This window comes from Geomonas anaerohicana (assembly GCF_016458305.1).
In the GTDB taxonomy this organism is placed as follows: domain Bacteria; phylum Desulfobacterota; class Desulfuromonadia; order Geobacterales; family Geobacteraceae; genus Geomonas; species Geomonas anaerohicana.
The window spans coordinates 164,598-178,058 of sequence record NZ_JAEMHL010000002.1 but is presented as its reverse complement, the minus strand read 5'-3'; the positions used below and the strand labels follow the sequence as shown (position 1 = coordinate 178,058).

Below are 13,461 nucleotides of genomic sequence, written 5' to 3'. Positions count from 1 at the left end.
GGCTATTTCTGCGGCAGCGGTGGTCAGGGTTGCCGAAGGCCAGGGTGCTGCAGGTGAGCGCTGGTGCCCTGGCCGGTCATGGCTACTTGTTGACGACGCAGTCGATGATGGCGTTGATCCTGCGGTTTTGCTGCCGCCCTTCGGCCGTGTTGTTGTAGGCGATGGGACGGGTGGCCCCGAACCCTTTGGCGGAGAGACGGGAGCGCTCGATGCCGAAGTTCTTGACCAGGTAGTCGACCACGTTCTGGGCGCGCTGCTGGGACAGCTTCATGTTGTGAGCGGCGTCGCCGGTGTTGTCGGTATGCCCCTCGATGACGGCGGTCGTGGTGGTGTAGCGCTTCATGTAGTCGGCAACCTTGGCGATCTCATCGCGGTACTGCGGCTTGATCTCGGACTTGCCGGGGTCGAAGTCGACCACCAGGGACATGCAGAGCCGCTGCGGCGGGGTGACCTGCTGCACGTCGAAGGCGCAGTCGATGATGGCCTCGATGCGGCGGTTCTTCTGCTTCCCTTCGTTGGTGGCGTTGTCGGCGATGGGACGGGTGAAGCCGTACCCCTTGGCAGCGAGACGGGTGCGCTCGATGCCGTACTGCTCGGCCAGCACGTCGACCACGGCCTGGGCGCGTCGCTGGGAGAGGTCCATGTTGTGGTTGTAGGACCCGACGTTGTCGGTGTGCCCCTCGATGACGGCGGTGGTGGTCGGGTACTTCTTCATGAAGTTGCCGACCTGGGCGATCTGGTCGCGCAGTTCCTGGCGCACGATGGCCTTGTCGATGTCGAACTCACCCTGCAGGGTGACGCAGTACTTGTAGTGCCCCGGGCTCGGCTCGGCGGCAACCGGTTGCGGTTGCGGCTGCGGTTGAGGCTGCGCTTCGGGCTGCGCCGGCGGCGGGGTCTGGGCGACGGTACCGCCCGGTTCGGCTGCCGCAGCCTTGGCTGGAGCGCTCTTCATGGTCCGCCCACCCATGACGAAGGTGAGGCCGACGCTGTATTCCCAGTTCCTGGCGATGTTCTCGCGGACGTGGTTGCTCTGGAAGTCGATGATGCGGCGGGCGTCGGCCCTGAAGGCGACGTCGTCGTGGAAGAAGAGCTTGAAGCCGGCGCCGCCGTTGGCCGTGCCGTCGTTGGAGTTGGCACCGTGATACCTGATGGTGGTGCCGCCGCCGCCCAACGCCAGGTAGGGAACGAAGGCCGACCTGGGCATGAAGTTCCAGATCAGGTCCAGGTGGTAGGAGTACATGCCGTTCTCGCGATCGGTGGCCTGGTCCTCCACCCTCAGGTAGCTCCCCACGAGTTCGGTGGCGAAGTTGTCGGTCCAGTCGTAGCCCAGCCGCAAACCGCCGGTGATCCGGTTTTCCCTGTAGTTGCGCTGGGGCAGTTTCGAGTCGTCGAAAATGTACCCGCCGGCGTAGGGAGAGATGGAGAACGCCCCCGCACGTTCTCCGGCGTGAGCCGTGGCGGCCAGCGCCATCACGGCCATGACCATGATGCAGATAAAGCCGGTGATCTTTTTCATCCTGGTAGCCTCCTTGTTGAGGAGGATCATCTCGAGATCCTCCCGCTAATTTTTCCGAGCCGGCCTCCGGCTGGCCCATCCAGTTCCGGTTCTTGCCGGCGTGAACAGATCCGCTAACCCGCTGATTCAACTCCGGCGGCGCCCCGTCGGCCACCGCCGGAAAAATTAACGTTTACCAATATAACTGCATTCGTTTCGGTGTCAACCCGCGAACCCGCGCTGGAAGCCCCTGCGCAAAGGATGCACAGTGCATTCACTCACCCCGGTTGCGGGTCATGTCCCGGGCCGCCCTGACCTCCTGCGCCGGAAGCCCGGCCTCCAGGTAGGCGGCGAACCCTCCCGCCAGCGCCCATGCATGGACGCCGTTCTCCTTGAAGAATGCCGCCAGCTCAAGGGCAGGCGCGTCGTCGGGCACAGCGGACACCACCACTACCAGGCGGTCGCGCGGCACTTCCGGCAACTGCCGGCGGGCCTCGTCGCAATCGACCCGAAGCCCCCCCCGCACCCGGTGCACCGCGTAGTCGGCATCACCGGGGTGGCGCAGCTCGATAAAAAAGAGCGGCTCCCCTTCCTTGATCCGCTCCCATACCCAGTCCGTCGATACTGCCAGATCGCTGCGCATGGCCCCTCCTGCTCAGTCTTCCCCCTCGTCGCCGGCTTTCTGGTCGACGTGTTTGCCGTCGACCTTCCTCCTCAGCGTGAGGTAGACGAAAAGCGCGATGGCGAGGACGATGAACAGCGTGACGCTCAGGGCGAAGGTCCCGAAGGAATGCTTGGCTACCGGAGCGGGAACGGTGGACGGCGCCTGGGTTTGCGTTTGCACAGTGGCCATGGCCTCCTCCTTTTGCCGGAATCCCCGCTGTTACCCGGCGGGCGGCACCCATTTAAAATAACTTAGAGCCTTTTAATGTCAACAAGCCAATGTTTGTTTTTTTGATGTGACTGGAGCAGCATACGACCGGTGAGCACCAAGGCCGGCAGCCAAGAGAGAGGTGAGCAGCGGGGGGAAAGGTTGTGCAAACGGAGACTGATGAGCAAGGAGGTCGCTGCACTCAGACGGGATGACAATGACTGTCGCGGCAACCGGGCCACGATGACGCCCCCTGTTCGAAGCAGTCGCTGATGGTATTGATAATGAAATAAAAATCACTGGGTTTTGTCGGCAAAAACTATTACCATTCAAATAGTTCCTGTGTACACAACAACAACGAGCAAAGAGCCGGAGATATGAACATCACCGATAAAATAGAGCAGGCCAAGCCTGCGCTTCCCGTAGAGGGAAGGATGGACGCCCCGCGGACCCGGGCGCAGCAGCCTGAGGGACGCCCCGAGCGACAGGAGGACCTGGTCGAGCTTTCCACCTCCCTGTCCCAGATCTCCACCGACGAACTGGACCGGCAGCAGGCCCGGCGGGTAGCCGACATCAAGGCGCGCATCCAGTCCGGAACGTACCGGGTCGATAGCCGCCAGGTGGCGGAGAAGATGCTGGCCAACGCAAGCGGCATCTGACCGGCAGCCTCCCCCTGCAACGGTAAACGGCAGCCTCCCCCTGCAACGCAAACGGCGCGTCACCTCCAGGTGACGCGCCGTTGTCTTTGGTACTCCCCCTTGCCAGCCGCGTGCTGCCGCGGCTAGGCGGCGCCGGCGAGCCGGAACCAGGCCGCCATCCCGGAAAGCTCCTCCGCGATCTGCCGCAGTTCCACCGAGGCGCGGCGAACCTCGCCGGTGGACTGCTCGGCCCGCTTGGTGATGTCGGCCATGCCGTCGACGTTGGCCGAGATCTGCACCATGGCCGTGGACTGCTGCTCGGCCGCCGCCGCGATCCGTTCCGCCATCTCCGCCCCGCGGGTGGAAACCGCCAGGATCTGCTCCAGGGACCGGCTCGCCTCCCCGGCGTAGCGCACCCCCTCGGCGACGTTCCGGGTCCCCGCCTGCATGGCGCGCACGGTGCGCGAGGTCCCCTCCTGGATCTCGCGGATCATGGCGCCGATCTCTGAGGTGGCCTCGGTGGTGCGCGAGGCGAGCTTGCGCACCTCGTCGGCCACGACGGCGAAGCCCTGCCCCATCTCCCCGGCGCGGGCCGCCTCGATGGAGGCGTTCAGCGCCAGGAGCGAGGTCTGGTCGGCGATGTCGTTGATGATCCCCACGATGGAGCCGACCTGTTCCGATCGCTCCCCGAGGCTGTGCACCAGGGCGGCGGCCTCGCGCACCGAGGCCGCGATGTGCTCCATCCCCTGCGCGGTGGTGGTCACCACTTCCCCCCCTTGCCCCGCCGTGATCAGCACCTGCTGCGAGGCCTCGGAAGCCTGGGCGGCGCTGCCGGCCACGTCGTTGATGCTCTGCGACATCTGCCCCACCGCGTCGGCCGACTGCTCCGTGGCCAGGGCCTGTTCCCGCGCCCCCTGAGCCAGTTCCTCGGCGGTGACCGAGAGGTGGCGGGAGTGGCCGGCCAGCTTGCCGATGGCGCGGCTGAGCGCCCCGGTGATCTCGCCCAGCTTGGCCGTGGTCTGGTTGAAGTGGCGCGCCAGTTCGCCGAACTCGTCCTTGCGCCGGGCGTCGAGCTGGGCGCTGAAATCGCCGTTGCCGAACCCGGTGGCCAGCACGATCAGCTCGCGGATCGGCGTGGTGATGGAGCGCGCCAGCAGGATGCTGGTCACCAGGCCGAACACCATCATGGCCAGCCCCAAAAGGGAGACCGCCACCACGAAGCTGCGCACCATGCGGTTCACCGAGGCGACCGCCTTCTCCTGTTCGCCCTGCGCCGCGGTGACCCCCTTCTTCCCCTGCTCGTTCTGCTGGGCCACCAGCTCCTTCAGCTTCAGGTTGAGCAGGGCGGCCTGGGCGCGCACCTGCACCACCTGCTCGAGCTTGTCGACGGTCCCCTCCTTGGCCATGAGCTGCGCCTTGATGGCGGCGAGCTTACCCGCCACCCCGCGCAGCACCCCCGCCTCGGCCGAGTTTTTCGATCCCAGCGCGGCCGCCATGCGCCCCTCGACCCCCTCGGCGGCGGCGAACCTGGCCCGCAGCTCCCCGCCCACCTGGGCGATCTCCTCCTTGGTGCGGGCGGCGAAGAGCTCCTTTATGGCGCTCTTGATGTCCAGCCCCAGGGAGATCAGGGTGCCGTTGAGGGCCAGGATGTCACCGGCCAGATTGGACCCTTTGAGCGAGTCGTCGTGGCTGCGGCTTTCCTGGGTGTACTTGCCGGTGGCCAGGGTGACCGATTGCTCGATCTCGATCACGGCGCCGGAGAGCTTGGCGGCGGCATTCTGCGCCACCTGCTCGTACTCCGGCGGCGGCTCTCCCCCCTTGGCGAGGAGCGCCCCCTTCAGCTCCAGCACCCCCTGGGGGCCGGCCACCAGCTTGCGCGCCTCGGCGGCCAGCTCGGCAGGGGCCTTGACGCTGGGATCCCCGGCGGCGACGAGCCGGTTCTTGGCGAACTCGTTCAGGGCCGCGTCCAGCTTGCCGCGGGCGATGATGACCCCTTTCTTGCCGGTCGCCTTGAGCAGTTCGGAGAGGGCGTAGTTGGCGTCCTTCAGGAAGTCCCTGGCGGTGGTGAGGTTCATCAGCTTCTGGGTGATCTCGCTTGCCGAACCGCTGGAGACGGAGAGCTGGCGCGCCGACGATTTCTGGCGCTTCTGGATCGAGACGTCCAACTCGGAGAGCTTCCTGGTGATCTCGGAGAGCTCCGTCTTCATGGCTAGGTCCGCCTGGCGCGCCCCCTCCTCGGCCTTGAGCCGCGCCTGGGTGGAGGCGAACATCTCGCGGGTCAGCCCCTCCAGGCGTTCCACCTCCTGTGCGTCGGCGGCGCTCCCCTCCTTTCCCTTCAGCGCCGCGAGCTCGCCCCCCACCTTGTGCAGTTCCGCGAGGGTGCGTTCCGCGTTGCCGCGGGCGGTGGCGAGCGAGTTGACGTTGGCGGCGAAGGATACCTCGGAGAGGTTGGCGGTGTGCTCCTGCAGGGAGCGCTGCATCTCGATGGTCTTCAACTGGAACGGCGTGGAGCGCTCGGTCAGTATGAAGAGCTTGCCCTGAACGAATTTCATGCCCACAAGGCTCACCCCGCCGATGATGGCGATCCCGGCAAGGGTGAGCAGGGCGTTGCAGATCAACTTGGTCTTTATCGTCATATGGCACCAGTTCAGGTTCGCGTCGCCGCGGTTACTTCTTCACGTACTTGTCGCCTTCGCCCTTGATGTAGTCCAGCACCTTCTGCAGCTTGGCCGAAGGCTTGCCTTGGGTCACCACCAGGATCGGGCTGGTGAGCACCGGGGACTGGACCGCCTTCACCGAAGCGTCCGCCATGCCGAAGGGGTCGATGCCGATCGCCTCCGGGGTCGCGGAGACGCTCTCCTTGATCTTGGCGTAGTTGGTGGTGTCGAGGATGTCCTTGGTCACCTCCGCCCCGTCCAGGATCTCCTTCTGGAACTGGGCGTTCTGACCCGGGGTCCCCTTGCCCCAGACCACGATGATGTCCTTGTCGTCGCCGCCGACCTCTTTCCAGTTGCCGATCTTGCCGGTGAAGATCCCCTTCAACTGCTCCTTGGAAAGTGCCGCGACCTTGTTGGAGGGGTGCACGAAGACGGCGGTGCGGTTGACGCCTACCTGCTGCACCACCAGGGCATCGCGGTTCACCTTGACCCCGTCCTTTTCCGCGCCGGCGACCATGGCGTCGAACGGCACCGCCCCGGCCGCCATCTCGATTTTTCCCTTGATCAGGTCGACCAGGCCGTCCTTGGGCGAGGACTGCAGGATCATGAGCGTGCTGCCGGTCGCCTTCTCGAAGGGGGCCTTAATGGGAGTGAACACCGCGCTCATCGAGGCACCGCCGCCGCCTACCTTGATTTCCTCCCCGTAGGCTGCCGCCGCTGCCAGTACTACCAGACCACAAACCGCCGACTTCACTACTTTTCTCATGAGAACCTCCGGGATTTTTTTTACATCCTATCGACACGGCTAATGAAACCATTAGTGATAAAATCGCCCGGCTGTATACAATATACCCCTGCAGCGGCCCCAAAGGCGGCCTGGACGCGGGATAAGAGAACGGAATGGAGGTGGGACAGGACTGGAATCGAGCAGGCTCGAAAAAGAGAAAAGCACGTATCTTTAGTGCATTGGGACGGGGGACCGGGGCGGCCGGATCGTGCCGGACGGCTCCCGGTCGTGTGCCGGTGGCCAGACAGAAGGGGATGGGAGAGAGAAGATAATGAAAGAAAAATAATTACATCGAACGAACGTTAGGGAACCGACAGGAGCCGCCCCAGGTCGTACTCGAGGTGCTGGTAATCCGGGAAGCGCCAGCTCCCTCCCCAGGTGAAGCCGCGCTGGCGGAAAGGGGCGAGGAGCGGGTCGCCCGGCTGCAGCATGCCGGGGCGCGGGCTCTGCCGGTCCAGGTAATCGGCCGAGGCGGCCGGGAGGACGCGGCACAGGGCGGGGTTCCCCAGGCAGAATTGCTGCGCTGCTGCGACGGCCGTGATCCCTGCTGCCTGTGCCCCCCCCCCCTCTTCCAGCATCAGGTACGGGTTCTGGCGCGGGTTGACGTCGATGGCGGCACCAAAGCTGTGCCTGGAGAATACGCCGGGCCTGCCGGGGACCTCGCGGCAGTTGAAGGCCGAGGTGTTGTTGGCCTCCATGGAGCGGAAGTCGTCGCCGTCGTAGGCGTCGATGAGCTCCATCCGCTCGATGGGGAAGCGCCCGTTGTAGGCGTGGTGCAGGGAGTCCAGGAAGAAGGCGGCCAGCGCCTGGTGCACCACCAGTTCGCCGTAGTGGGGGGCGCCGTCGAAGCCCCAGTAGGAGGTGACCAGGTAGGCAAGCTGGTCCAGGGGGACCGGACACTCCGGGCGCCATGTTTTCTTCTCCTGCATCTGCTGCCCGACGCTTGCCGGCAAGGGCACCGCGGCGGCGAAGAAGCCGCCGGCGCCTTGGCGCAGCGCCAGGACGCGCCCCCCCTCGGAGAGCCTTCCCTTGAGCCCGGCCGGCAGGTCGGAGGGGAGCTGTTCAGCGATGCCCGCCAGGGCAGCCGCCACGGCGGAGGCGCTGCCGATCACCACCTGGGGGCGCTGTTCCGGGTCGAGCCAGCCGATCAGCTGCACCAGCTCCTTTTCCGGCAGCGAAACGCAGCCCGCGGTGACGCTGTCCGCCCCGCGCTCGACGTGGATGAAGATGGCGCTTCCCAGGTCGCGCACGACCGGGTCCGTGTTGTAGTCGAGCACCAGGGCGTACTTGTAGAGGGGGTCGGGACGCAAGAGTTCCTCGAAGGAGGAGGCCCTGGTCTCGCCGCGCCAGACCCAGCGGTTGTAATCGGGGGATTGCGGGTCGTCCACCCAGAGGTCCTGGGTGTCGACCTGGCGGTACGGGAAGCTGCCGGGGAGGCTTTGGGGATAACCGAAGGCGGTGCGCAGGGGGAAGATGCCGGCAGGGGTGCGGCCGTCCCCTTCCCGTTTCTCGAACGGTGGCGCCACGCCGTTGCGTCCCAGGTTCACCGGGACCGCCGGCAGGGCAAGCTCCCACCCCAATAGCGAGCGCCGCACCGGGTAGAGGGTCGCCTGCGGGTGTCCCGGCGTGCCGGGGTCGACGTAGAGGAACTGCCCGCTTTGCGAGCTTCTGGCGATGCCGTCCAGACTCTCAGTGACCCGCCGTGGCAGCTCGCGGTTCGAGCTGCACCCCGCGGCCAGGGCCAGGGTCGCCAGCATCATGCCCGCCAAGATCAATCGCCAAGTCCTGTTCATACGCCGCTCCTGGTCGTTAGATTAGAGAGGTCTATACGATTTTGGAGCGGGAAAGGCAAGAAAAAGTTCTTAAAACCGCGAAAGCCCCACGATGCTGCGCAACAGCACCAGCAGGTCGCCCACGTCGATCACCCCGTCGGGCCGGGACACGCCGTTCAGCACCGGGGCCAGGTCGCCGTGGGCGAGCGCGGCGGCAGTGACGGGTTCGGTCCCCAAAGAGATCTTCAGTAACTGCAGGGCGTCCTGGATGTCGACGCTGCCGTTGCCGTCCAGGTCGCCGCTGAGGCGTTCGATGCGCACCAGGTTGCGCTGCGCCACGCTCGTGGTCCCGTTGCCGGCGACCGCCCGCACCGTGACCCGGTTTTCCCCCAAGGCCAGCGGCAGCTGCTGCCGGAACACTCCCCCCACCACCTCGGGTGCGTAGAGCGCCCCCGCGGCCTGGATCTGCACCCCCCCGACTGCGGCACTCCCCACCGTGCCGGCGATGGTGATCGATGCCGCCTCGCTCCTCAGGTCCTGCACCGGGTCGGTAATTGCCAGCGCCGGTGCTGTCGGGTCGAAGGTGACGCTCCGCTTGCTGCGCGAACTGCGCCCCTCGCGTTCTGCGGTGAGCTCGATGGTGTTGATCCCTTCGGCCAGAAGGGCGCTCCCCGTGAAGCTCCCCACGTTCACCGGGATGAGCTGCAGCGCCGCGCCGTTCACCGCCATGGTCACCGTGCTCCCCGGGGTGACCGTGCCGGTGACGGCGCAGCTCACGGCATCGGTGACGCTGTTGTCGGCCGGTGCGCTCACGGCCAGCACCGGCGCCAGCGCATCCAGGGTGACGGTGAAGCTGTGCGTGGTCGCGTTGCCGGCGCCGTCGCGGGCGGTCACGGCGATGGCGTTGTCTCCTTCGGCAAGGGTGACGGCGGCACTGAACAGCGCCGCGTCGGCGCTGCGCTCGACGCCGGCCACGCTGAGGCTCGCGATGCCCGAGGCGTCCGAGGCCCGCCCCATGATGTTCAGCACCGGGTTGGAGGTGCCGGCCCCGGAGTTGAGCGTAGAGAGGTAGAGCTGCGGCGGGGTACCCTCCTGGGCCACGGTGAGCGTCCTGGTGACCGGCAGGGCGGGGAGGTAGTTGCCGCTTCCCCCCTGCAGCGCGCTCAGTACCGTGGTCCCGGCGCCGACCACGGTCACCCTGTTCCCGGCGACGGTGGCCACGGCGGGGTCGGAACTGGCATAGCTGAGGGGGAGGCCGCTGCTCGCGCTCCCCTCCAGGTCGAAGGGGGGGTCCCCCACCACCTTCCGGGCCGGCGAGGAAAAGCTCACCTGCTGCCCGCTTCTGTGCACGACGAAGGGCTGCGACTTCCCGGTCGCCGTCTCCAGGTCGCCGCTGCCGGGCTGGCTGGCCGTGATCACGGTGCTCCCCGCCCCGGTAACGGTGATGACGTCCCCGTCCACCCGGGCCACCTCCGGGTTGGAACTGCGGAAACTGAGCGGGAGCCCGCTGCAGGCGGAGGCGACGATCTCGAAGGGGGGATCGCCGAAGGTCCGTTCCGGGATGGCGGGGAAGGTGATCTCCTGGCAGGACTTGAAGACGGTGAGGGTGCCGTTGACCGGGACGATATCGTAGTTGGCGGCACGCAGGCTCCCGGCGGCGGCGACGATGGGGTAGCTCCCGACGGCGCTGGTCAGGGTCGCCGCGGTGGAGAGCAGCGGGGCGCCGGTGAGGACGGAGGCCCCCTCGCCGTAGACGAAGCCCGAAAAGTTCACGCTGAGCTCGGGGTTCGGCGTCAGGTAGGCCCGGCTTTGGTCCCGGGCTGCCACGCGCAGCGCCGCCCTGGCGACGTCCAGGGTGACCCGGACCTCGGGAGCGGGGTCCCAGAAGGCGTCCCCTCCCTGCGTGGCGGTGATCACGGTGCTTCCCGCGCCCGCGATGCGGATCTCGCCGTTGACTACGGTGGCCGCCCCGGGGTTGGAGCTCGCGTAGCCGACCGGGAGACCGCTGTCGGCTCGGGCTGCCGCGGCGAACGGGGCGTCGCCGTAGCTTTTCGGCGGGGGCTGGTTGAAGGTGATCAGCTGCGGTCGCCCGGTGACGGTGAAACTGCCGTCGGCGAAGCTGTAGCGATAATTGGCGCTGGTGATCCCCCCCAGGGCCGCATGGATGGGGTAGCTCCCCCGCCCGGTAGCGGCATCGACGGCGGTGGTGACCAGGGGCGCGCCCCCCAGGCTGTCCTTTGTGTCCCAGGGGGCGAGGCCGGTGTAGCGGGCGCTAAGCGGCGGGTTGGCGGAGCCTGCCGTCTTGGTCTGATCCACCGCGCTGATCAACAGGTCGGCCCGGGTGACGGTCAGGTTCGCCCCGCGGTAGACCAGCTGGTAGCCGCTTCCCAGGGCGAGCGTCCCGACCGTGATGGCGTACCCCCCCACGTCCCGCCCCGGTATCCGGGACAGGGCGCCGGTGAACTGGTCGCCGCCGTTCAGGGCCGGGGTGAAGGTGTAGGTGAGCGGGGGGTCGTCCTGGCCGTACACCTTGCTCTTGGCATCGGCGCTCACCGTGATGGTGACGGTCTGCGGCTTCAGGTAGTAAAGGCGGACCGACTCCACCGGGGAGCCGAGGGTGCCGCGCTCGGAGGCGACGTACCCCCGGGCACGGACGTAGCGGTTCACGCCGGTGCCATACTGTGCCAGGTCGAGACCGTCCAGTTCCCACCTCCCCGCGACCCAGCGCCCCTTCCCCAGCGGAATCCAGACCGGCGCCGCCGCGTCGGGGTTTTCCGAATACTCGAAGGTCACCCGCCACAGCTCGGGCGAGGTCCCTAAGCGGAGCCAGGTCACCTTGTCGCCGGTATCGGAGACGGAGAGTTCCTCGGAGCTCCAGCCGTTGGAGAAGCGGATCAGCTTGTTCCTCCCGTTCAAGCCGATGAAATCCCCCCCCACCAGCATCTTGCCGTCCGGCTGCAGGTTGACCGTCTCGACCAGGCTCACCGGGGTTCCGCCGGCAAAGGAGAAGGGGCCCAGGTCGACAGCGGGGTCGAGGCGCCCCTCCGGCGTCACGCGGGTGACGTAGTCGCGCTTGATGAGGGTTCCGAAGCCGTCGCGGATCTGGTCGAAGACGCCGTAGATGATGAGGCTGCCGTCGGTCTGCACGGTAACGCCAAGGACATGGCTATCGAAGGTGCCGTCGTGGGTGTACAAGGCCTCGATGACGAAGCCGTCGTCGACGACACCGTCGCTGGAGAGGCGCACCAGGTTGCGCGACACCGCTACAGTCGCCCCGCTCCCGGCATCGACCACGCTCCCGGGACGCAGGTTGTACCCCGAGACCAGGATGCGCCCGTCCGGGAGCAGCACCAGGTGGTCGATCTTCCCCCCCAGCTGCAGGGGGGTGCCGCCGTGCCAGGCCGGGTCGAGGGAGCCGCCGGGGAAAAGCCTCAGCACCCTGCCCGTGTCGGTGGTGACCAGGAGCAGGCCGTCGGGCTGTATGGCTATGGCGGTCACGATCCCATCGACCTCGCCCGGCGGAACGAAACCGGCGTCGTGGTCGCCCGTGCTGAAGAGCCGGGACATGAACCGGTAGGGGGACACCTCGACGTTGTCCCCGCCCAGGTAGATCGCGCCGTCCTCGGCCACGGTCACGGCGTTGATATAGCCGAAGAACTGCAGGTAGCCGCCGACGAAGCTGTTGAAGGAGGCAGGCCCGGGTACCCCGGCGCCATCGAGGCGCACCATCTGGACCTGCAGGTCGCCGTTGATGGTGATGAAGTCCCCTGCCATCAGGAGCGCGTCGTCGGGCAGGGGCACGAGGGCGAAGCCCTGCTGCCCGAGATTGAGGTCGGGGTCGTAGCCGGGGTCGATGGACCAGTCCCCCCTGAACCGCGCGATGTGAAACCGCCCTGCTCCCAGCACCTGCTCGAAGAGGCCCACCATGGTGGTCCGGCCGTCGGGACGCATGGAGAGCCGGTTGACCAGGCCGATGCCACTGACCAGCTGCGGCAGGTCGTCGTCCAGGGCGCCGTAGGGGTAGAACCGGGCCAGGGAGGTGCGGGGCACGCTGCCGACGTTGCCGAAGCCGCCGGCGGCGAGCAGGCAGCCGTCCCCCTGCCGGGCCAGCGCCCGGACCGCCCCGTCGGGGGCGGGGAACATGGTTTCCGGGAGGGTCCCGTCGAGCCTGAGCCGGGCCAGGTTGAAGCGCTGGGTCGGGCCTGCGCCGACGCTGAAGCTTCCCGCCGCGATGATGGCGCCGTCCGGCTCCACCTGGAGAGCGAAAACCGCTGACCCGGGGGCGCCGGCGAAACCGGGATCGAAGGAGTCGAGCGTCCCGTCCCGGTTCAGCCGTGCCAGGTAGTTGCGGGACAGCAACGCGCCGGAGAAGTCCCCGCCGACAAGGATCCTGCCGTCGGCCTGCACCGCCAGGGCGCGCACCGCGGCGTCGGGAGAGACGGGGCGAAAGCTCGCGTCGTAGGCGCCCGATGCCCAGAAACGGGCGATGTTGGCCGACCAGGGAGTAGCGAATTCCCCCCCCACCACCACGGCGCCGTCCTGCAACGCTATGGCGTTGACCGCCACGTTGCCGGCGTCGTCGTTGAGCCCGCCGCTGTAGGTCCAGTTGAGGGTCCCGGCGCCCCCCCCGGCAACGGCGAGGCCCGCCAGGTTCCTGGTCGGCAAGCCCGCCTTGATCTCCCGGAACTCCCCCCCCACCAGCAAGCCGGCGCCCGCAGGGAGCAGGGCGAGCGCGCGCACGGTTACCGCCAGGGGGGTCGTGACGGGGTCGAGAGGGTCGAGCCCACCGGTCCCCCCCGCAAGCCGCGCCACCCCCTTGCGGTTGGTCCCCCCGGCGCCGGTGAAGCTGCCGCCGATCCAGATGTAGTCCGGGTTTGCGGGCGCGACCGGGTCGGGCTGGAGCGCCAGGGCGTAGACCGGGCCGTCGGGTGTCGGCGGGTCGAACGAGGTGTCCAGGGTGCCGTCATGGTTCAGCCGGGCGACGTTGGTGCGCGTCACCGCCGGGAGGCCGCCGGTCAGGGTGAAATCGCCGGCCACCACGATCTTCGCGTCCTGCCGCTGCACCGCGACGGCATGCACCACGCCGTTGATGGTGACGCTCCCGCCGGCGCGGATGTCGAAACCGTCCAGGGTCCAGGCCGCCAGCGCCCGGGAGGGAGCCGCGGCAAAGAACAGGAAAAAGATTGCTGCGGCTGCCGCTGCGAGGATGCTCCGTCCTGCTGCCGGGGTGATCCGTCTCAT

The 13,461-nt window shown here is 67.5% G+C and carries 8 protein-coding genes; 1 reads left to right on the top strand and 7 read right to left on the bottom strand.

Annotated features, from left to right (window positions below; all coding sequences use genetic code 11):
* Positions 1-82 precede the first annotated feature (82 nt).
* The 3 genes from JFN91_RS04145 to JFN91_RS04135 all read right to left on the bottom strand — a co-directional run bounded on the left by JFN91_RS04145 (position 83) and on the right by JFN91_RS04135 (position 2,348).
* Entirely contained in the window at positions 83-1,516 is a 1,434-nt protein-coding gene (locus JFN91_RS04145) for an OmpA family protein (protein WP_199387944.1), read from the bottom strand.
* A gap of 253 nt (positions 1,517-1,769) precedes the next feature.
* Positions 1,770-2,138: a rhodanese-like domain-containing protein gene (locus JFN91_RS04140; RefSeq protein WP_199387943.1), complete on the bottom strand. Its 369-nt coding sequence runs from the start codon at positions 2,136-2,138 to the stop codon at positions 1,770-1,772.
* 12 nt (positions 2,139-2,150) lie between these two features.
* On the bottom strand, positions 2,151-2,348 hold the full coding sequence (locus JFN91_RS04135) for a hypothetical protein (protein WP_199387942.1): 198 nt from the start codon (positions 2,346-2,348) through the stop codon (positions 2,151-2,153).
* A 395-nt stretch (positions 2,349-2,743) separates the two neighbouring features.
* Here JFN91_RS04135 and flgM point away from each other — a divergent pair, with 395 nt between their 5' ends.
* Complete coding sequence (gene flgM / locus JFN91_RS04130) at positions 2,744-3,025, top strand: flagellar biosynthesis anti-sigma factor FlgM (RefSeq protein WP_199387941.1); 282 nt, start codon at positions 2,744-2,746, stop codon at positions 3,023-3,025.
* 122 nt (positions 3,026-3,147) lie between these two features.
* On the opposite strand, the gene JFN91_RS04125 is transcribed toward flgM, so the two are convergent.
* The 4 genes from JFN91_RS04125 to JFN91_RS04110 form a co-directional block, all read right to left on the bottom strand.
* On the bottom strand, positions 3,148-5,640 hold the full coding sequence (locus JFN91_RS04125) for a methyl-accepting chemotaxis protein (protein ID WP_199387940.1): 2,493 nt from the start codon (positions 5,638-5,640) through the stop codon (positions 3,148-3,150).
* A gap of 31 nt (positions 5,641-5,671) precedes the next feature.
* Positions 5,672-6,427, bottom strand: a complete 756-nt coding sequence (locus JFN91_RS04120) for a substrate-binding domain-containing protein (RefSeq protein ID WP_199387939.1) — start codon at positions 6,425-6,427, stop codon at positions 5,672-5,674.
* Positions 6,428-6,750: 323 nt separating this feature from the next.
* Entirely contained in the window at positions 6,751-8,241 is a 1,491-nt protein-coding gene (locus tag JFN91_RS04115; protein ID WP_199387938.1) for a M15 family metallopeptidase, read from the bottom strand.
* A 69-nt stretch (positions 8,242-8,310) separates the two neighbouring features.
* A complete protein-coding gene (locus JFN91_RS04110) occupies positions 8,311-13,461 on the bottom strand; it encodes an MBG domain-containing protein (protein ID WP_199387937.1) in 5,151 nt (1,716 codons plus the stop codon).

What these genes read in the sequence shown, in the direction of transcription:
- JFN91_RS04110 (WP_199387937.1), bottom strand. Translation starts at nt 13,461, where the DNA reads ATGAGACGGATCACCCCGGCAGCAGGACGGAGCATCCTCGCAGCGGCA.
- JFN91_RS04115 (WP_199387938.1), bottom strand. Translation starts at nt 8,241, where the DNA reads ATGAACAGGACTTGGCGATTGATCTTGGCGGGCATGATGCTGGCGACC.
- JFN91_RS04140 (WP_199387943.1), bottom strand. Translation starts at nt 2,138, where the DNA reads ATGCGCAGCGATCTGGCAGTATCGACGGACTGGGTATGGGAGCGGATC.
- JFN91_RS04145 (WP_199387944.1), bottom strand. Translation starts at nt 1,516, where the DNA reads ATGAAAAAGATCACCGGCTTTATCTGCATCATGGTCATGGCCGTGATG.
- flgM (WP_199387941.1), top strand. Translation starts at nt 2,744, where the DNA reads ATGAACATCACCGATAAAATAGAGCAGGCCAAGCCTGCGCTTCCCGTA.
- JFN91_RS04125 (WP_199387940.1), bottom strand. Translation starts at nt 5,640, where the DNA reads ATGACGATAAAGACCAAGTTGATCTGCAACGCCCTGCTCACCCTTGCC.
- JFN91_RS04120 (WP_199387939.1), bottom strand. Translation starts at nt 6,427, where the DNA reads ATGAGAAAAGTAGTGAAGTCGGCGGTTTGTGGTCTGGTAGTACTGGCA.
- JFN91_RS04135 (WP_199387942.1), bottom strand. Translation starts at nt 2,348, where the DNA reads ATGGCCACTGTGCAAACGCAAACCCAGGCGCCGTCCACCGTTCCCGCT.